Annotated in this window: 20 protein-coding genes; 9 read left to right on the top strand and 11 right to left on the bottom strand. The window is 69.8% G+C overall.

Translation table 11 applies throughout. The features are described from left to right. Positions 1 to 115: 115 nt before the first annotated feature. The 7 genes from ACQP1N_RS00740 to ACQP1N_RS00710 form a co-directional block, all read right to left on the bottom strand. Entirely contained in the window at positions 116 to 1,162 is a 1,047-nt protein-coding gene (locus ACQP1N_RS00740; RefSeq protein ID WP_433228534.1) for an ABC transporter substrate-binding protein, read from the bottom strand. 219 nt (positions 1,163 to 1,381) lie between these two features. Further along, positions 1,382 to 1,852, bottom strand: a complete 471-nt coding sequence (locus ACQP1N_RS00735; RefSeq protein ID WP_433228532.1) for a VOC family protein — start codon at positions 1,850 to 1,852, stop codon at positions 1,382 to 1,384. After that, the gene (locus ACQP1N_RS00730; protein ID WP_084262589.1) at positions 1,849 to 2,334 is read right to left on the bottom strand and encodes a VOC family protein; all 486 of its coding nucleotides are present in this window, start codon (positions 2,332 to 2,334) and stop codon (positions 1,849 to 1,851) included. Before ACQP1N_RS00730 ends, ACQP1N_RS00735 begins: the two co-directional genes overlap by 4 nt. A 75-nt stretch (positions 2,335 to 2,409) precedes the next feature. Next, the gene (locus ACQP1N_RS00725; protein WP_433228530.1) at positions 2,410 to 3,864 is read right to left on the bottom strand and encodes an aldehyde dehydrogenase family protein; all 1,455 of its coding nucleotides are present in this window, start codon (positions 3,862 to 3,864) and stop codon (positions 2,410 to 2,412) included. Further along, positions 3,861 to 4,175 (bottom strand): Dabb family protein, encoded by a 315-nt coding sequence (locus ACQP1N_RS00720; protein ID WP_433228529.1) that lies wholly within the window; start codon positions 4,173 to 4,175, stop codon positions 3,861 to 3,863. The genes ACQP1N_RS00725 and ACQP1N_RS00720 overlap by 4 nt, the downstream gene beginning before the upstream one ends. 4 nt (positions 4,176 to 4,179) lie before the next feature. Continuing rightward, on the bottom strand, positions 4,180 to 5,097 hold the full coding sequence (locus tag ACQP1N_RS00715; RefSeq protein WP_433228527.1) for an alpha/beta fold hydrolase: 918 nt from the start codon (positions 5,095 to 5,097) through the stop codon (positions 4,180 to 4,182). Between the two features lie 95 nt (positions 5,098 to 5,192). Continuing rightward, positions 5,193 to 6,338, bottom strand: coding sequence for an acyl-CoA dehydrogenase family protein (locus tag ACQP1N_RS00710; RefSeq protein ID WP_433228525.1), 1,146 nt, complete (start codon positions 6,336 to 6,338; stop codon positions 5,193 to 5,195). Between the two features lie 247 nt (positions 6,339 to 6,585). On the opposite strand from ACQP1N_RS00710, the gene ACQP1N_RS00705 reads away from it, so the two are divergent. The 3 genes from ACQP1N_RS00705 (at position 6,586) to ACQP1N_RS00695 (ending at position 9,769) form a co-directional block, all read left to right on the top strand. Next, on the top strand, positions 6,586 to 7,554 hold the full coding sequence (locus tag ACQP1N_RS00705; RefSeq protein ID WP_067794629.1) for a hypothetical protein: 969 nt from the start codon (positions 6,586 to 6,588) through the stop codon (positions 7,552 to 7,554). A 31-nt stretch (positions 7,555 to 7,585) separates the two neighbouring features. Beyond that, positions 7,586 to 8,674 (top strand): zinc-dependent alcohol dehydrogenase, encoded by a 1,089-nt coding sequence (locus ACQP1N_RS00700; protein ID WP_433228523.1) that lies wholly within the window; start codon positions 7,586 to 7,588, stop codon positions 8,672 to 8,674. 99 nt (positions 8,675 to 8,773) lie between these two features. After that, positions 8,774 to 9,769, top strand: coding sequence for an alpha/beta fold hydrolase (locus tag ACQP1N_RS00695; RefSeq protein WP_433232546.1), 996 nt, complete (start codon positions 8,774 to 8,776; stop codon positions 9,767 to 9,769). A gap of 107 nt (positions 9,770 to 9,876) precedes the next feature. On the opposite strand, the gene ACQP1N_RS00690 is transcribed toward ACQP1N_RS00695, so the two are convergent. After that, positions 9,877 to 10,848 carry a PDR/VanB family oxidoreductase gene (locus tag ACQP1N_RS00690; RefSeq protein WP_433228522.1) on the bottom strand — a complete coding sequence of 324 codons (972 nt, stop codon included), beginning with the start codon at positions 10,846 to 10,848 and terminating at the stop codon, positions 9,877 to 9,879. Between the two features lie 2 nt (positions 10,849 to 10,850). Beyond that, positions 10,851 to 12,113, bottom strand: coding sequence for a cytochrome P450 (locus ACQP1N_RS00685; RefSeq protein ID WP_433228520.1), 1,263 nt, complete (start codon positions 12,111 to 12,113; stop codon positions 10,851 to 10,853). 451 nt (positions 12,114 to 12,564) lie between these two features. Here ACQP1N_RS00685 and ACQP1N_RS00680 point away from each other — a divergent pair, with 451 nt between their 5' ends. From ACQP1N_RS00680 to ACQP1N_RS00660, 5 genes are all read left to right on the top strand, one after another. After that, complete coding sequence (locus tag ACQP1N_RS00680; RefSeq protein WP_067794644.1) at positions 12,565 to 13,314, top strand: FadR/GntR family transcriptional regulator; 750 nt, start codon at positions 12,565 to 12,567, stop codon at positions 13,312 to 13,314. Positions 13,315 to 13,617: 303 nt separating this feature from the next. Further along, entirely contained in the window at positions 13,618 to 14,382 is a 765-nt protein-coding gene (locus tag ACQP1N_RS00675) for an enoyl-CoA hydratase/isomerase family protein (RefSeq protein WP_433228519.1), read from the top strand. A gap of 155 nt (positions 14,383 to 14,537) precedes the next feature. Next, positions 14,538 to 15,377 carry a TauD/TfdA dioxygenase family protein gene (locus ACQP1N_RS00670; protein WP_433228518.1) on the top strand — a complete coding sequence of 280 codons (840 nt, stop codon included), beginning with the start codon at positions 14,538 to 14,540 and terminating at the stop codon, positions 15,375 to 15,377. A 50-nt stretch (positions 15,378 to 15,427) separates the two neighbouring features. Beyond that, entirely contained in the window at positions 15,428 to 16,357 is a 930-nt protein-coding gene (locus ACQP1N_RS00665) for an NAD(P)-dependent oxidoreductase (protein WP_067794653.1), read from the top strand. Positions 16,358 to 16,487: 130 nt separating this feature from the next. Then, on the top strand, positions 16,488 to 16,970 hold the full coding sequence (locus tag ACQP1N_RS00660; RefSeq protein ID WP_067794656.1) for a MarR family winged helix-turn-helix transcriptional regulator: 483 nt from the start codon (positions 16,488 to 16,490) through the stop codon (positions 16,968 to 16,970). 151 nt (positions 16,971 to 17,121) lie between these two features. Here the strand turns inward: ACQP1N_RS00660 and ACQP1N_RS00655 are convergent, their stop codons facing one another. Together ACQP1N_RS00655 and ACQP1N_RS00650 are read right to left on the bottom strand one after the other, a co-directional pair. Further along, positions 17,122 to 17,499, bottom strand: a complete 378-nt coding sequence (locus ACQP1N_RS00655) for a cytochrome P450 (protein ID WP_433232543.1) — start codon at positions 17,497 to 17,499, stop codon at positions 17,122 to 17,124. 22 nt (positions 17,500 to 17,521) lie between these two features. Beyond that, positions 17,522 to 18,349: a cytochrome P450 gene (locus ACQP1N_RS00650; protein ID WP_433228516.1), complete on the bottom strand. Its 828-nt coding sequence runs from the start codon at positions 18,347 to 18,349 to the stop codon at positions 17,522 to 17,524. Positions 18,350 to 18,457: 108 nt separating this feature from the next. Here ACQP1N_RS00650 and ACQP1N_RS00645 point away from each other — a divergent pair, with 108 nt between their 5' ends. Continuing rightward, complete coding sequence (locus ACQP1N_RS00645) at positions 18,458 to 18,655, top strand: ferredoxin (RefSeq protein ID WP_067794717.1); 198 nt, start codon at positions 18,458 to 18,460, stop codon at positions 18,653 to 18,655. Positions 18,656 to 18,683: the final 28 nt, after the last annotated feature.

Genomic DNA, 18,683 nt, shown 5'->3' with positions numbered 1-18,683 from the left:
GCTCGTCGGCCGGTGCGGGCGGCTGGGCGGCGGCCGGGCGAGAACGCCCGCCGGGCCGGAACGCCCGAGCGTTCCCGCCCGCTGCCGTTGGAACCCGTGTGAGGGCGGACGGCGCTCAGCCGGTGCCGAGTGCCGCGCCGACCTTGGCGGCCGTCTCCTCGGTCACCGTGGCCGGCTGCTTGTACTTCTCTCCCAGCTTGACGCCCTGGTCGAACGGCCCCGCCGTGTAGAGTTCCTCGACTCCGTTGACCGCTTCGCTACCGGACTTCGACAGCAGGTAGCTCAGGAAGAGGCGGGCGGCATTGGGGTTCGGGGCTTGGGCGCTCAATCCGGCGCACAGCGGGGCGCCTGTGGTGTCCTCGGGAAGGTTGAAGGCAAGGGGCGCCCCCTTCTTGGCGCCGGCGCCGGTCACCTGACCGGCGGTCGGAATGAGGATGGCACCCTCACCGGCCGCGAGAGCCGCCACGGCCTGGCCGGTGTCGGGGTAGAAGCGTGCAGCCTGGGCGCCGAGGTCGCGCAGGAACCGCTCGCCGCGGCTCTCCAGGAGGAAGTCGTACACCTGGACGCGCGTCGCCGACCCCTTCGGGCTGGTCATGAGGATCCTGCCTTTCCACCTGGGATCGAGCAGGTCGTCCCACGTGGTCGGTGCTTCGGCCTTGTTGATCTCGTCCGTGTTGTACCCGATGCCGTAGGGAGCCGTCTGGATCGACGGAACCGCTCCACCGTCGAGCTTGAAGTTCTCTGGGTACTTCTCGTAGCCGGGCACGTTCGCCTTGTTCATGGCCACGACGACGCCCTTGCCGACCTGGGCTCTGACGAAGGAGCAGTCCGCGCTGACCAGGATGTCGGCCCGCACGGCACGGGCTTCGGCCTCCGAAGCGAACCTGGTGTTGATGGAGGAGCTGGCGATCTTCTCGATGGTCACCGGCAGGCCGATGGCCTTGGCATAGCCGTCGCTGAGGCGCTTGTTGAGGACCTCTTCGAGGTTCGAGTAGACGTAGACCGCCTTCTCGTCGACGGCCTTGTCGAACAACGCGGCTTGGTCGGGGTCCCGGGGACGCTTGGCGTCCTCGGCCGCGCCGCCTCCGCAGCCGACCAGCAGCGCTCCGGTGACGGCCAGGGTGAGCGCCGTCGCAGCGGCACGACGGATCAGTGAGGTCATGGGGGGCTCCTGCGGGTGAGACGGAGGTCACCGACACTTCATTCTGCTTATTCTAATCATGATTGTCAACTATTGGGTGACAACCTGCCGGCTTCTCACGATCGAGGGGGACGATGCCCCCTACCCCCTGACGGCCACGCCCGGCTTCATGAGGCGACCCCCAAGCCCGGCGGAGTGCGGCCAGCCGCCGCTTGACGAACAACGAATTAAAAGTGACTATCATCCGCCCTGATGTGGCTGCCTCATGCCCGGTGCCACGCCGGGGTAGTACTTTGCGAGCCCCGGACGCTCGATGGTGGAGTTGCAGCCCTCGATGAGGATGCCGAGCGTGCTCGCGAAGAACGCCGCCCGGGAGTCGGGTTCGGTGGGCCCGCCCCGGTGCAGCCAGTCGCACGCGGCGAGCCGCTCGCGCTCCTTGGACAGGTCCTCGGTCCAGTAGCCCATGTGGTGGAACGCCGTGCCCTTGGCCGGCTCGTTGGGTGTGCCCGGCACTCGTTCGAACAGTTCGAGCGCGCATGGCCCGGCGGTGGCGAAGGTCAGGCGGGTCTTGAGGGTGTAGGGCCGGCCGTTCTGGTCGACCGACTCTCCGACGTAGTGCTTCACCGGGAGCCAGTCGAGGTTGAGGGCGGCGCCGAACCGCTCCATTCCCTCTTCGAGGTTGTCGAGGGCGAAGGCGATGTGCCAGATCAACGCGATCCTCCGTTGGGGTAGAAGTGCTCCAGGCCGGGACGCGAAGTCAGCGTGCTGGTGGCCTCCAGCAGCACGTCGTAGGGACCCTGGGTGATCAGAATCCGCCGCAGCGCGGTCTCGGTCTGGTCGGCGAGGAAGGCGACGCACGGCAGGCCCAGGTCGGCCAGCCGTCGCTCTTCGGCCATCAGGTCGTCCGCCCAGTAGCCCAGGTGGTGGAACGCGGAATCGCCCCGGCGGACGTTGGGCGTGCCGGGGGAGGGCTCGATCAGCTCGATGGACAGGGGCAGGTCGAGGGAGAAGACCACGCGGGTGTCCAGCTCCCACGCGGCTCCGCCGGGGCCCTCAAGGGTCCGCTTGACGGTGTGGAGGTCCGCCCACTTCACGCCGAGGGCCGCCGACAGTTCGTCCATGGCGGGTTCGAGTTCGTCCACGATGAATCCCGCATGCCAGATCTGCCGTGCGGTCGGCGCTACTATGTTCATGGTATGCAGATTATCTAAGCGGAGCCCTCTCGTCCAGACGGGGCGCCGACATCGCTGGGCGATCGGGTGGGAAGTTCAGGGCGTGGACCACGTGATCCGGTCGGCGGACGGGAAGTTGACGGACTTGAGTTCCAGGAACTGCTCGATGCCGAACCTTCCGAACTCGCGGCCGTGCCCCGACTGCTTGTAGCCGCCGAACGGAGCCCTGACGTTGAGACGGCCGCCGTTGACACCGACCATTCCCATGCGCATCCGGGCGGCCGCCTCGGCGGCCTCGGCGTCCGGGCCCCAGACCGCGCCGACGAGGCCGTACTCGCCGTCGTTGGCGATCGCGATGCCCTCCTCGACGTCGTCGTAGGCCAGCACGCACAGCACCGGTCCGAAGACCTCCACCCTGGCGATCGTCATGGCGGGATCGACATCGGAGAGAACGGTCGGAGCCACATAGTGCCCGCCGCCGGGCACCGGGCCGCCGGGACCGCCGGCCACGACGCGCGCGCCGTCCTCGATTCCCCGGGTCAGCAACGCCAGGACCCGCTCCTTCTGCGCGGCTGAGATCAAGGGGCCGACGGTGACGCCTTCGGTGAACGGGTCGCCGATCCGCTGGGCCTCCACGAAGGCGGCCAGTGCCGCCTCGGCCGGGCCGACCTGATCGCGAGGGACGATGAGACGGGTCAGCGCCGCGCACACCTGGCCGGAGTTGGTGAAGCAGCGGGCGGCCGTCGCCGCCGCCGCGGTCTCGGTGTCGGCACCGGGAAGCACCAGCGAAGGGCCTTTGCCGCCCAGTTCGAGGGCGACTCGTTTCACCGACCGCGCGGCGACCGCTCCGATCTGCCGGCCGACCGCGCTCGACCCCGTGAACGAGATGCCGTCGACGTCCGGATGCGCCGTCAGCGCCTCTCCGACGGTGGAGCCGAGACCGGTCACCACGTTGAGCGCTCCCGCCGGAAGGCCCGCGTCGTGCAGCGCGTCGGCCAGCGCGTAGGCGCTCAACGGCGCCAGCTCGGACGGCTTGAGGACGACCGTGCAGCCGGCCAGCAACGCCGCGCCGACCTTGGCCACCACCTGGTGGAGCGGGAAGTTCCACGGGGTGATGGCCACCACCACCCCCAGAGGCTCGCGCACGACCACCGTGCTGTCGATCCGCTCGGACCAGGCGACCTCCGAGGCCGCGTCGCAGAGCGACCCGAGCACCTCGATGGGCCGGACGACCTGGGCGGCCCTGGAGACCGGCAAAGGCGTCCCCACCTCTTTGGAGATGAGCTCGGCGAGATCGTCCACCTCGTTCGAGAGCCGCGCGCAGGCGTCCCGGACGATCCGGACGCGAGTCTCCAGGGGAGTCGCCGACCATCCGGGAAACGCGCTCCGGACGGCACTGACCGCCTGTTCCGCGTCGGCGGCGTCCCCCGTGCAGACACGGGCGAGGATCTCGCCCGTGGCGGGATTCTCAACATAGATCCGGCCGATCGAGGCCGAGCGCTCCCAGCGTCCGCCGATGAACTGGCCGCCGGCGCGGCCCACCGGGTTCACGCCGCACCCTCCCCGGCGGGGGTGAACTCGAACTGGACGACGGCCTGGGACGCGACGAGCCCGCGCATCACCTCGCGCACCACGTCATGCGCGGGATGAGCGCTGTAGGCGCGCCAGCCGTCGGCGTCGTCGAAGTCCGCGACGAGCGCGTAGTCACCGCCGCCCGGCCGCACGCCCGCGTCGGGTCCGTGGCTGAACGACCGCACGTCCGGCGACCGGGCGCCGAGGTCGTCCAGTGCGGCACGCACCCGCGCCGCCTGGTTCTCGTCGAGTGCCTGCTTCCAGGTCATCAGGACCACATGGCGGAACATCCGTTCACCCCGCACTCGTCACGGCCGCGGGCTGGGCGCTCTGCGCCGGTTCGCCGCGGAGGAAGCCGACCTGCACGCGGTTGTACTCCTCGGGCTGCTCGAACTGCGGCCAGTGGGCGGCCTTCTTGATCAGGTGGAACCGCACGTCGGGAATGTGGGAGAACCCCGCGCGGGCGTCCTCCCACGAGTGGATCGGATTGCGGTCGCTCCAGATCACCAGCGTCTGGGCCTGCACCCGGTTCAGCCGCTCGGGAGTGAGCCAGTAGTTCCGCGCGTCCTCGGGATCGAAGATCTTCTCGAACAGCTTGGTGAGGGACTTCTTGATCCCCGGTCGCGCGTAGATCGCCTGCCGGATGCGCACGAACTCCTCGGGGACCTGCGCGGGGTCCGCGAACAGCCACGCGATCCGGGAGCGGACGGCCTCGTCCGTGGTGTGCCGCAGCGAGGCGGTCGTGCGCGCGAGCAGGTCGCCCACGTCCTCGGCCTGCCGTCCCCCGGTCGCGGGGAGGCCGCCGGAGGTGTTGAGGACCAGCTTGTTCACGCGGTCGGGATGCTTGATCGCCATCCACGCGGAGACGCGCCCGCCGAACGACTCGCCGCAGAAGTCGGCCTTGTCGATGCCGGCGACGTCAAGGAACCGCACCACGTGGTCGAGCACCTCCGCGGTGGTGTAGTCGCTGGTCTCGGGAGCGTCGGTGTAGCCGTGGCCGAGCATGTCGATGGCGTAGCAGCGGCGGTCCCGGCTGTGCGCCCCGAGGTTGCGGACCCACGTTTCGGCGTGTCCGCCGCCGCCGTGCAGGAACACGATCGGGGCGCCTTCGCCCGCCTCGATGCTCCGGGTGCGCACACCGCCGACGTCATAGAAGCGCTGCTCGAAAGCGGTGCCGAGGAGATCGACCCAAATGGTGTCGCTGGGTGCCATATCGCTGCCTTTCGTTGCGGGAGAGTCGGGCCCCGCGTGCCGGAGGGATGACGCGGCTCGCGGCCCGCAGGGGCGGGGGCCGCGAGCCGCGGGATTCAACCGCGGGGATTCAGTAGCGCGCGCGAGATGAGGAGCCGGTGGATCTCGTTGGTGCCCTCGACCAGCTGGAAGACCTTCGCGTCCCGGTAGGCGCGGCCGACGCGGAACTCGGGGGAGACGCCATAGGCGCCATGGATCTGGACGGCCTCGGTCGCCACCCGCTGGGCGACGTCGCTGGCGAACATCTTGGCCATGCTCGCCTCCGTCCGCGCGCGCGAGCCGCGGTCCATCTCCTCTGCGCACCGGCGGACGAGGAGCCTGGCGGCCTGGATCCCGGTGGCCATGTCGGCGAGCTTCTGCCGGATGAGCTGGTGGTTCCCGATGGGCGTCCCGGCGATGACCCGATCGCGCGCATATGTGATCGAGTCGTCGAGGCAGCCCTGTGCGAGGCCGACCGCTCGTGCGGCGACGGAGAGCCTGCCCCGCTCGACGGCTCCCATGGCGATGCGGTAGCCCTCGCCCTCTTCGCCGAGAAGGCACTCGGGACCGACGCGAACGTCCTCCAGCACGACCTCCCCGCTGCACAGGGGACGGAAGCCGAGCTTGTCCTTGAACGGATGGGTGGACAGGCCCGGAGTGTCGATCGGGATCACGAACGCGCTGACTCCGGCGCGTCCGAGGGCGCGGTCGCGCGTGGCGAAGGTGACGATGAAGCCGGCGATGTCGATGTTGGTGATCCACGTCTTGGCGCCGTTGATCACGAACCCGTCGCCGTCGCGGCGGTAGGCCGTCTCCATCGCGGCCACATTGCTGCCGGACTGGGGTTCGGTGACGCCCGCGCATCCGAAGATCTCGCCCGCGGCCAGCGGAACGAGCCATCTCTTCTGCTGCTCGGCCGTGCCGTGGTCGAGCAGGCCCGAACCGACGAGTGCGGAAGGCATGCTCATCAGGACACCGAGGCAATGGTCGGCGGTCGACATCGCCTCGATGACCGCCGCGTACGTGACGTGGTCCAAACCGGCGCCGCCCAGTTCCACCGGAACGGTCCCGCCGAACAGCCCGAGTTCGCGCATGCGGTCGAGGATGTCGCGGGGCAGTTCCTCGGCCTTGTCGTAGCCGGCGGCACGCGGGGCCACGACGTCTCGTGCGAACGAGGACACCAGGTCCACCAGCGCTGCGGACTCTTCGGCGGAAGTGCTCACGGTGTCCTGCCTTTCGAACGGGCGGTCCGGTCATTCGCGGAGCGGCGGGACCGAGCTCGGCGGAAACGGGAGGGGACGGGGACGCGAGCCGGCGCTCATCGGCACCCGCCCAGCGCCGTGCCAACGTCCAGCGGCCCCGTCCGGCACGTTGACGACGAGCCGAGTCAGGTCTCTATAATATGAGCATGGTAACTATGATTAATCACCCGATCAAGCGCCGCCCCGCGCCGGTACGGGCCCCCGCTCGATGAGCGGGTCCCTGAAGTTCGTCTTCGGCGGCCGTTACGACCGCCTCGCCGACGTGCCGGAGGTCGCCGCTCGCACCGGGATCGCGTTGGAGCTGGAGACGCTCGCCAGCCCCAAGGACGCCTTCGCCGCCCTGCGCGACTCCCCGGACGTCGCCGGCGGCGAGATGTCGGTGTCCTTCTATATGACCGAGCGATCCCGCCTCCGGGACGCCTGCGATCTCGTGGCGCTTCCCGTGTGGGTCTCGCGCGCGTTCCGGCACTCCAACATCTACGTGCGGCGGGACTCCGGCCTCCGCACGCCGGCCGACCTGCGGGGCAAGCGCATCGGGTTGCCCGAGTACGGGATGACGATGGCGGTCTGGCTGCGCGGTCTCTTCGCGGACGAGTACGGCCTGGCGCCCGGGGACGTGCGATGGATCACCCACCGGGCCGCGACCGGACTGACCGAGGACGCGGTGAAGTACCCGTCCGGGGTCGAGATCGTGGCCGCGCCGCCGGGACGCTCCCCGCAGCGGCACCTTCTCTCAGGCCACATCGATGCCTGGATCGGGGCCGGGGTCGCCCCGCCGGCGCCCGGAGTGCGCCGCCTCTTCGAGGATCCGTTCGCCGAGGAGCGCGAGTACTTCGCCAAGTCCGGCGTCTTTCCGGTGATGCACGTGCTCGTGGTCAAGCGCGATGTCCTGGACGGTGACCGCTCCCTGGCGCCCCGGCTCTTCGCGATCTTCGACGAGAGCAAACGCCGGGCACAGGAGCGGCTGTGGTCGACCGGCGTCGCCTACTCCACTCTGCCGTGGGCCTTGCAGGCGGCAGAGGAGCAGACCCGGTTCATGGGCGGGGACCCCTGGCCGTACGGGCTGGCGGCGAACGCGCCCACGCTCGACGCCCTGATGCGCTACATGGACCAGCAGGGCCTTCTCTGGGACGACCTGCCGCTCAACGAGTTCTTCCTGCCGCTTGAGCCGGCATGAGCGGTCGCGCCGCCCCTCCCCGGGAGTCATCATGATCACGGAAACGACGACCGCCCCGATCGCGCGGGCGGCGGTGCTCACCGGCCGCCGGCGGATCGAGATCCGCGAGTTCCCGATCCCCGCGGCCGGACCCCGCGACGGAGTCCTCGCGGTCGAGGTCAACGGTGTCTGCGGCTCCGACGCGGAGTTCTACGATGCGGCCCTCGACGGCTATCCGATGCCGATGACGCTGGGGCACGAGCCTGTCGGCCGGGTCGTCGCGCTGGGGGAGGAACTGCGCCGTGCCTCCGGCGTCGATGTCGGCGCCAGGGTCGTCGTCAACTCGGCGATCCGCTGCGGACGGTGCGCGGACTGCGCGGCGGGCGGGGACTGCCGCTCTCGTTCCTACGGGACCGTCTCCCCCGACGAGCCGCCCGGACTGTGGGGCGGAATGGCGACGCACCTGTACCTGGCGCCGGGTGCCACGCTCATCCCGCTCGCCGAGCACGTCACGCCGGCCGCCGCGGCGTTCCACAACCCGCTCGCCAACGGCTTCCAGTGGACGGTCGAGTCCGGCCGCGTCGGCCCCGGAACGACGGTGGCCGTCCTCGGCGCGGGCCCCCGCGGCCTCGCCTGTGCGCTCGTCGCGGTCCACTCGGGTGCCGGGCACGTCACCTGGGTCGGTCTTCCCCGCGATCGCGAACGGCTCGCGCTCGCGGCCGGGTTCGGGATCCACGACACCTACGAGACGGGTTCCGACGACCCCGGCGAGTTGCGGGACGCCCTCGGCCGGCCCGTGGACGTCGTCGTCGACACCACGCCCTACTCGACGTCGGCGGTCGAGCAGGGCCTCCACGCGCTCAAGCGGGACGGGCGGCTGGTCCTGGCCGGGTTGAAGGGCTCGGGTCGCAGGCTCGAACTCGAGATCGACCTGATCGCCCGGCGAAGGCTCACCGTCACCGGCCCCCACAGCAAGGGGCTGCGATCTCTTCGGATGGCCGTCCAAGCACTGAACGACGGCGGCTGGAACCTGGACGCCGTCCCCTCGCGGGCGTATCCGCTCGACCATGCGGCGGCGGCCATCGAGTCGCTCGCCTCGGCCGACCCGGCGCGCCCGCTGCAGGTGCGCGTCCAGAACTGACGGACGAGAGGAGTGAACGGCGTGCGGACGGCATCGGCGCCGATCGGTCCGGCCGGAGGAGGTCTCCGATCGATCTTCGTGCGGACCCCCGGGTTGACCATGCACGCCCTGGCCGCCGGCATCGGCCGGCCCCGGGTGCCGATCGTGCTGATCCACGGCTTTCCGCAGACCTCGCACGCGTTCCGCCATCAGGTCACCGCCCTGGCGGCGCACGGCCATCCCACGTACGCGGTGGACACGCGCGGTTACGGCCGGACCGACAAGCCGGGCACCCGGGTGAGCCGCGCCCTTCTCGCCGAGGACATCCGGCGGTTCTGCCTTGCCGAGGGGTTGTCCGACGTCACCGTGGTCGGTCATGACTGGGGAGGTCTGATCGCCTTCAAGGCGGCCATCGACCATCCGGCGATGTTCACGCGCCTGGGACTCATCGACTCCCCCTGCACGGTCATCTCCCCCGACATCCCCCACCCGTACTGGTTCAAGGCGGAGCCGCTGCCCGAGGCGTTCCTCGCGTCCCACGCCGCGGACATGATCGAGGTCCGGCTGGGCGGCCGTGCCGGCACCGTCCTGGGCGATCGTCCGGGCAACGCCTACGGCAACACCCAACCCGAGCGCGATGTGCCCTTCTTCTCGGACGCGGACATCGCCCACTACGTCGCGAGCCTCGACGCGGCCTCGCGGGCGAACGCCGTCCAGTACTACCGCTACGCCATGCCGCTCCACCGGGTCATCGCGGATCCGGACGCACCGAACGGCGAGCGCTACCAGGCGCTCTCGGAACGGGAGGTGGCGGCCATGTGGCTGCACCACGAGGGTTATGACGCGCACCCGTGGCGGCACGAGTTCCATGACTTCGGTCCCGAGGACCGTCACAAGCGGTTCCACGGGCCGTCGCTGCTGATCTACGGGAGGCAGTACGCGGCCCGCTTCCCCGCACACGCCGACGGGGTCCTGCCCAGTGGCGACCCGTTCGCCGAGCAGTATGCGCGGTATTTCACCGACATGACGGTCCGCGAGACCGAGGCCGGTCACTACATCGCCGAGGAACTCCCGGAACTGGTGACCGGGGAAGTGCTCGCTCTGGCCGATCGCTGACGACCAGGGCCGCTGCCGCCGGTCCCGGGGGCGGGCCCGCAACGCCGGAAGCCCGGACGCCCGTTGTCACGGCGGCCGGGCTCCGCGGTCCGGCGGGGCCGGGAGTCCTACAGGTCGAGGACGAGCTTCGGTGAGCGGGAGCGGCCCACACAGATCAGCATCGTGCCCTCTTCGTCGTGCTCCTCGGGCGACATGAGGGTCCCGCGGTGATCCGGCCGCCCGGCGAGCACCCGGGTCTCGCAGCTGCCGCAGTAGCCCTCCTGGCACGAGAAGCCCAGGTCGCTCCTGACCGATTGGGCCACCTCCAGAATGCTCTCATCCGCCGCGATCGTCAGCGTCACGCCCGAAGCCGCGAGCTCGACCTCGAACGCGGTGTCCTCGCCGCCCGATGCCGGAGCGGCCCCCGATGCCGTGAACCGTTCCAGGTGCAGCCGGTCGGCGACTCCGGCGGCCGTGCACGCGTCCGTCATGGCGTCGAGCAGCCCGGCGGGACCGCAGCAGTACAGAAGAGCCCCTTCGGGCAGTGCTCGCACGATGCCGGGCACGTCCAGAAGACCGGCCTCGTCCTGGGCGACCACGGTCGTCCGCTCCCCGCCGAGGGCCGCGAGTTCCGAGACGAACGCCATGGAGGCCCGGACGCGGCCACCGTAGACCAGCCGCCAGGAGGCGCCGCGGCGCTCGACCTCCTCCACCATCGCCTTGATCGGCGTGATGCCGATACCGCCGGCCACGAACAGGTACTCGTCCGCGTCGACGAGCGGGAAGTGGTTGCGGGGAAGGCGAGCCTCGATCTCATCGCCGGCCTTGAGGTCACGGTGCACCTCGACCGACCCCCCTCGTCCCCGCTCCTCCCTGAGGACGCAGAACGTGTAGGAACTCGTGTCGGCGGGGTCCCCGCACAGCGAGTACTGGCGGGACAGCCCGGAGGGCAGCCGCAGTTCCAGGTGCGCCCCCGGCTCCCACGGCGGGAGCGGGCCGCCGCCGACGGCCTCGAACTCGAGCAGGAGAACGTTCTCGGCGACCTGCTCGGTACGGTCGAGGATCAGCTTGAGCCTGGAGTCGCCGGTGCCGTCGGCCATGGTCAGTTCTCCCCGCTCCCGGCCACCGGCATCGTGACGTCGTAGCGGATGTACCGGCTGCTCCCCTCCACGCCGGCGAGCTTCTGGACGCCCTCGGGGTCCTTGGTGACGCCGCGTTCGAGAAGGAGGCGCACCATCTTCGTCTGGATCCCCTGAGCCTCCTCCGAACCCTGCTCCCACAGCAGCATGGGACGCCCGAGGCAGACGTGCGGCCCGGCGCCGAAGGCCATCCCGAAATGCGGCACCCTCGGGTCCTCGACCGTCCGGTTCAGGTTGTAGACGCCGGCGTCGTCACCGAAGACCGACGGGTCGTGATTCGCCTTCTCGACCCAGCCGGAGACCCAGGCGCCGGCGGGGATGAAGCGGCCGCTGGACTCCAGCACGGTGTCCTCGACGGCCATCCGGACCAGGTACGGACGGGAGGCCCGGTGCAGACGCAGCGATTCCTTCACGGCCAGATTGATGAACTCCCGGTCGCCGACCCTCGCCCGGTCCCCGGGATGGTCGGCGAGCCACGTGAGCAGGTCGTCGATGGCCCAGGCGACCTGCCAGACGGGATTGTTGACCGAGGCCGAGAGCAGCGCGACCATCTCGCGGAAGATGAGTTCCTCGTCGAGCCGGGCGTCCTCGGGGACCAGGAGCAGGCTCGTGAGGAGGTCGGCGGGAAGCGCGTCGCGCTTCCCGGGATCATCGCCCGCCTCAAGGATCAAGGCCCTGCGGCGGGCGAGGCTGGGTGCGAACATCTCTTCGCGGATCTGGCGGCGCGCCTCCCGGGCGGTGTCCAGGATCCGCCGGCGCGCCTCGGGGGTGGCGTACTCGACGGTCAGGCCGCTGACGACGTCGGACCCCAGCCGCTGGAACCGCGCGACCGTTTCGTCGTCGTCGACGTCGTCCAGCCCGACGAAGGCGGCCGTGACGCGCCAGATCACCCGCTTGCAGAAGTCGATGAGATCAAAATGGATCATCCCGTCGCGGGGCTCGGCGGTCTCCTGGACGCGCTTGAGGTTGTGCGCGTACACGGCGTCGATGAGCTTGCCCTCGGCGCCCCACGGCTGCGACGCCCTGATCATCTTCATCACGGCGCGGCGGCGGTTCAGGTGCTCGCGCCCGTCGATCGCGATGAGGCTGCCATGGACGAACTCGTCGGACTCCGCCTTGGTGCCCGCGACGACGAAGTCGCGGCCTCGCCGCAGAACCTCCTCGACCTCCCGGTATTCGGTCAGGTCGATGAAGCTCCGCGCATCCCAGGACTGTGCTTGGCTCATGCTGAGTTCCTCAATTCGCGTTCCGGCCGGCCGAAGGTTGACGTTGTCTGCTCGCTGGGCGTGGGCCACGGTCCGACGGCTCCGTCCGGTCCGCCTCGGCCCCGAGCCGGGCGGGCGGCGGCGCGCCGGTCCCGCGTGAAGCCGTGCGCCGCCGGCGGGTACGTCATCGGCGTCGGGATCGGCGTGGCCGAGCCGAGAAGGGCTCTCTCCCGCGGGCCGGCGAGGACATCCAATGGCCAAGTATAGTTACCATGCACATAGTATAGGTGGATGCCGGCGACGCCACAACGGACCCGCATCCTCTTGGATCAGGGAGTTCCGACGGGGTCGGAGCGCCGCGGATCTTTCCCTGCATTTGGTCGTCACAGATGTCAGGGAGGTTGTACTAGGCTGGAGGGCGGCGAACAGCCGAGAAGAAGGGCTCCCCGTGGCAGGTCCTGTGCAGAGGCCGATGAAGCAGTCCGAGATCGTGGCGCGCGACCTCACCAACCGCATCGTGTCCGAGAACCTGGCCGAAGGCACCCGGCTGCCGAACGAGCGCGAGATGCTGGAGACCTACCAGGTCGGTCGCAGCACCCTGCGCGAGGCTCTGCGGCTGCTGGAGAGCCGGGGTGTGCTCACCATCAGGTCCGGCCGCGACGGCGGACCGGTCGTGCGCGGTCCCCGCGCCTCGGACCTGGGCGAGGCGCTGACGCTGCTGCTGCAGTTCGAGCGCGTGCCGTTCTCCGAGGTCTTCGCCGCCCGGCAGGCGCTGGAGCCCCGGCTCGCGCGGATGGCGGCCGAGAACATGGACGACGAGACGCTCACCGAGATGGCCGCCTGCAACGAGCGGATGGCCGCCAACCTCGACGACCGCGAGCTGTTCCGCAAAGAGAACTTCCGGTTCCACGAACTGGTGGCCGCGGCGGCGCAGAACAAGGTGCTCGAACTGTTCTCCGCGGCGCTGGAGTCGGTCGCGGACGGGCTCGCCTTCGGTGTGGTGGCCGGTCAGTTCACGCACGCCCACCGCGCCGTCGCGCTGGACGCCCACCGCAATCTGCTCAAGGCGTTCATCACACGCGATCCCGACGCCGCCGAAGAAGCGATGCGCGTCCACCTCGAAGAGGGCCGGGCCTCGTGGGTCGCCGCCTACCGGGACCTGTCACGCCGTCCCGTCCAGTGGGCATCAGCGGCCACACAGGCCACGCGCACCGAATTCTGATCCCGAGCGGCTCCCTCCATCTGGCAGGCGGGCGCTTCCCGCTTCCATGGGCGCCGCAAACCCCGGCGTTCCTTCACCCGGGCTTGCCGGCCCCCTGCGGCACGAGGCCGCTCTTGCCGGGCCGGCCGAGGTCACCGCCGTCGAACTCGGCGTCCCTGGAATCCGCACCGAGCGGCCGCGCCCACGCCCGTTCCCCCTTCCGGGCTCGCAGCGCTGGACCATAACATGATTATGGTAGGGAGTTTTGTTATGGTCGATCGACCTCGTGGCCCTGCCGGGTCGTCCGAACTGGAGGGGGTTCGCATGAACGTGACATCGCCGGTCGAGTACCGGGTCGTCGACAAGATCGCCTACATCCGGCTCAACCGGCCCGAAACGGCCAACGCACTCGACCTCGACCTTGCCCTCGCGCTGTGCGCCGCCGCGCAGGCGGCCGGCGGCGACGAGTCGGTCCATCTCGTGACACTGACGGCGGCAGGCGGACGTTTCTGCGCCGGTGGCGACCTCGCCGCCATGGCGGCCGACGGCGACACCGGGAAGTACGTGTACAAGCTCGCGACGGCCGTCGACACGTTCACGAAGATGCTGTGGGAGATGCCGAAGCCCGTACTGGCGAGCGTCCAGGGCGTGGCCGCCGGCGCCGGCCTGGCGCTCGTGCTGGCCGCCGACCTCGTCGTGGCGAGCCGCGATGCGCGGTTCCTGGCCGCGTACGGTGCGGTCAACCTGACTCCGGACTGCGGCCTGTCCTACCTTCTGCCGAGGAGCGTGGGCGAGCACCGCGCGCTGGAGATGACGCTCCTGGACCGGGTGCTGACCGCGGACGAGGCCGGCGAATGGGGCATCGTCACCATGGTCTGCGACAACGCCGAGCTGGCCGCCACGACGGACGCCCTCGCCCGCAGGCTGCTCGCCAGATCGTCGTTCGCGCTCGGCAACACCAAGCGGCTCATCAGGCAGGGCTGGGAGCAGACACGGGTGGACAGCGGCTGGGCGGAGACCGCTTCCATCGCACGGGCCGCCGCGACTCCCGAGGCCGCCGACGCCATCACGGCGCTCTTCCAACGCTGAACCGGCAGCGTCCGGGCGTGCGGCCATGCCGGCGCCGGCGGCCAAGGGCCCACTCGGAGGGACCGCCGAAAAACACAGGCAGCCTGTTGACTTGGGGGTCACCGGCAACCTACGCTCTATTTCTGTTAAGTCTTATCAGAGATAGGAGTACGGGTGTGGAGGTCGTTCCGCTCAAAGCCGCGCTGGGTGCAGAACTGCGAGGCGTGGACCTCACCGAACCTCTGGACGACCGCGACGTCGAGACCGTGCGCAACGCGTTCGCCGACCACTTCCTGCTGGTCGTCCGCGATCAGCGCCTCAGCGGCGAGGACCAGGACCGGTTCGTCCGCTATCTGGGCCCGCTCCAGCGGTTCGACAACGGCGCATATCACCAGTTCATGACGAACCAGGCCGTGGAGAACGCCGCGGAGGCCGGTTCGGGACGGCTGCTCTTCCACAACGACGGCGCCTACCGTGAACGCCCCCGTGCCGGGACGTCGCTCTACGCCATCGACGTCTCACCGACGTCCCCTCCGACGAGCTTCGCCAACGGCGTCCGCGCCTACGAGCTCCTGCCCGAGGAGCTTCGGCGGAGAATCGAGCCGCTCAGCGCGGTCCACATCCTCGACTACGACGACCCCGAGCAGGAGTCGAACCGTGTCCGGGAGGCCGACTTCCCAGCCGGAAGGACCTTGGCGGACGTCCGTCATGCCGTCCACCCGATGGTGGTCACCCTGCCCCACAGCGACCGCAAGGCCGTGTTCGTCAGCGAGTTCTACACCAGTCACATCAAGGAGCTCGGGCCCACCTCCGAGGAGGGCGAGGATCTCCTGCAGCAGGTCTTCAAGATCCTCTACCAGGAGTCCAACGTCCACTCGCACCACTACCGCAACGGCGACCTCGTCGTATGGGACAACCACGCCGCGCAGCACGCCCGCTCGGGCTCGGTCGACTCCAACCCGCGCCACCTGCGTCGCCTGGTCCTCGACCGGCTGTCGTGGAGCCGGACGGCATGAGCACCGAGCCGGCCCCTCGGCCCAACGCCTCCACCGGACAGGAGCCACCAGTGAAGGTCGGAATCATCGGTCTCGGCAACATGGGCGAACAGATCGCCGCCGCCGTCATCCGGGCGGGAATCGAGACACACGTCTACGACATTCGTCCCGAAGCGATCGCGAAGCTCGTGGCACAGGGTGGCCACGGCGCCGCCTCGGTCAAGGAGCTGGCCGAGGCGGTGGACGTCATCGGAGTGGTGGTCCTCAACGAACAGCAGGTCAGCCGGGTCGCGGACGACATTGCCGCGGCGGGGCGGCCCCGTACGATGGTCGTCCACAGCACCGTCACGCCCTCCTATGTCCAGGAACTCCACACGCGCCTCGCCTCATGCGGGGTGGCCGTCGTCGACGCCCCGGTCGCCGGCGGCGTCGCACGTGCCAGGACCGGTGACCTCACCGTCATGATCGGTGGAGACGACGCGGTGGTGGCCGGCCTCGGTCCCGTGTTCGAGGCCATCGGCCGCGACATCTTCCACGTGGGCCCGGCGGGCGCCGGAACGGCGGTCAAGCTGGCCGTGAACTTCATGACCATCGCGGGCTACGCCCTTGAGATCGAAGCGATGGAGATGGTCCGGGCCTACGGGCTCACCGAGGACGCGCTGAGCACCGTCCTCACCACCAGCTCCGCGGACTCGCGTGCCGTGCGCCGGTGGGGCTTCCATGATCGTCTTCGGCGTGCGGCGCCCCCGGGGACCGAACCGTCGCACCTCGTCATGCGCAAGGACGTCGCCTCCTTCGCGACCGCCGGGGGCCAGGCCGGCCTGATCCTTCCGCTGGCGGCCGTCGCCGCGCAGACCCTCCTCGGCACGATCGAGAAACGCGACCGGTACCTCGACGAACTGGGCGACGTGCCTCCCGTTCCGTGCTGCGCGGCCTGCACCCAGGAACTGATCCCGCCGTTCCGGGAGGCGGGCGTGCACCCTGAGTGCGCCACCTCGTAGCCCGTACGATCCACGCCCGCTCTTCGACATCCCGGGTCGGATGGTCCCGCTGACCAGGGGCGGGCGTGGACGGCGAAAGATGCACAGGAAGACTGCGTAGGCCGCCTGAGGAAAGCGATAGGGTGGGCGCGTGGAGACCGATTCGACAACGCCGGAACTCGCCATGGCGCTGTCACTCGCGACCGCCAGGCTGCGGGCCCGCCTGCGCAGCGAACAGGCCGAGGTCACCACCGGCCAGAACATGTCCCAGCTTTCGGTGCTCGGCCGCATCTCCGAGGCGGGCACGACGACCGCCAGCGAGCTCGCCAAGGCCGAACACGTCCGCCAGCAGTCCATCGCCGAGACGGTGGCCGGCCTCAAACGGCAGGGGCTCGTGTACAGCCGGCCCGATCCGTCCGACGGCCGCAAAGCGCTCCTCAGCCTCACCGAATCCGGCGCGGATCTCGTCCGCTCGATCGTTGAGCACCGCGGGGCATGGCTCGCCCGCGCTCTCGACGCCCACGTCACGGCCGCCGAGCGGGCGGTGCTGGCGCAGGCCACCGAGATCATGTTCCGGCTGGCCGACTGCCCCCCGCTGCGCGAGGCACCCCCGCCCGAGCGCGAGACGCCCTGAGACGCATTCTCGACCCAGACCCGAAGCCTCGCCGGGCGCCGCACGGGTGCGCCGAACCTGTGTCAGCGCACCTGTCGCGGCGGCGGCCGCGACAGGTGCCCGCCACGGCGTGATTCGCTCCGCGCCCGGCCACAGCGGGGACGGGGCGAGATCAGCGGTGGAATCGCACCGGCATCGCCGTCCAGCTGTTGCGGATGATGTGGATCACCGGAGTGGCCGGCGCGGCGAGCTCGATGCGCGTGAACTCGTCCAGCAGCGCATTGAGCACGATCGGTGCCTCAAGGCGGACGAGTCGCGACCCCGCGCACACGTGCGCTCCGGCCGAGAAACTGAGGTGCTTGACGCTTTCGGCCCGGCTGACGTCGAAGCGGTACGGATCGGGGAAGACCGCCTCGTCACGGTTGGCGGCCATGTACATCAGGTAGACGTGCTGACCTTCCCGGATGAGCTGACCGTTGAGCTCGGTGTCCGCGACAGCTGTACGCAGGAACGCGCGCGCGGGAGTGACCCAGCGAAGTGTCTCCTCGATCGCGAGAGGGACCAGCGACCGGTCATCGCGGAGCTTCTGCCACTGGTCGGGGTGCTGGGCCAGTTGATGGACCAGCCCGGCGAGCAGCGCGGGTCGTGTCGCTCCCGGCCGCCATCATGGTCATGGCGAACATGACGACGTTGGCCTCGGAGACCTTCTTCTGGTCCAGTTCCGCCTCTAGCAGGACGGTGAGCAGGTCCTCGCCACCGGGATTCTGCTTCTTGGCCTCGATGCTCTCGATGATGTACCGCTGGAGGCTCTGGAACTCGGTCGCCGCGGCGCGGAGCTCGTCGAACGTGAGGTCGGCGCCGAGCTTCTCCAGCTCGTCGCTCCAGTGCTGGACCCGCTTCACGTCGGTGTCGGGGAGTCCGATCAGGTGCGTCGCGGCGATGATCGGGACCACGCTCGCGCTGGGGATCCAGTCGACCACCTCGCCGGATCCGATCCCGCGGACCAGGTCGCGGACGACCTCGGTGAGCGTGCCCCGCATCCGTTCCAGTGCGCGGGCCGAGAACGCGGGGGCGATGACGCGGCGAAGCTCCTGGTGCCGGGGCGGGTCGGTGGTGCCGACCTGCTCGCCGCCCTTGGGGAAGAAGCTGTCGGTCAGCAGCTCGCCGCCGGCCTGGGCCTGGTACTTCACGTCGTTCAGGAACAGGCCCCTGGAGCTGACGAACTCCGACGGGCGGCGGGTCACGGCGTGGATGTCGGCGTGCCGGGTGAGGACGAACGTGTCCAGGGGCTCGTAGTAGTAGAAGGGCTGCTCTCTCCGCATCCACTCGAACGTGGGCCACGGGTCGTCGAGGTAGAAGTGCGGGTCCTCGATCAGGACGGTTGGTGCGGCGACGGACATCTGCGCCCTCCGTAAATAGTGTTACTGTAATCAACGTAATGAGGGTCACATTGGGTCGTCAAGAGTCCGTGGCCCGCCGTCCATCGACCGGAGAGGCGGATGAGTCAGATGCAGCGTGTCGGAGCTGACCCCCGCGTATGCATGGGGTCCGGGCTCTGCGAACACATCGCGCCGACCCACTTCAAGGTGGAGAACGGCGCCGTGACCCTGATCGAGGAGGTCGTGGCTCCGGACCGGGAGGACGAGGTCACGGAGGCCGTCGACGCCTGCCCGACCAGGGCTCTTCGCCTTCTCTCGGGGCCCTGAGCGCGTCCCTGGTCTGGATGACGGTCTC

This window comes from Actinomadura formosensis (assembly GCF_050948385.1).
Classification (GTDB): domain Bacteria; phylum Actinomycetota; class Actinomycetes; order Streptosporangiales; family Streptosporangiaceae; genus Spirillospora; species Spirillospora formosensis.
This window is presented reverse-complemented; position numbering and strand designations above follow the sequence as displayed.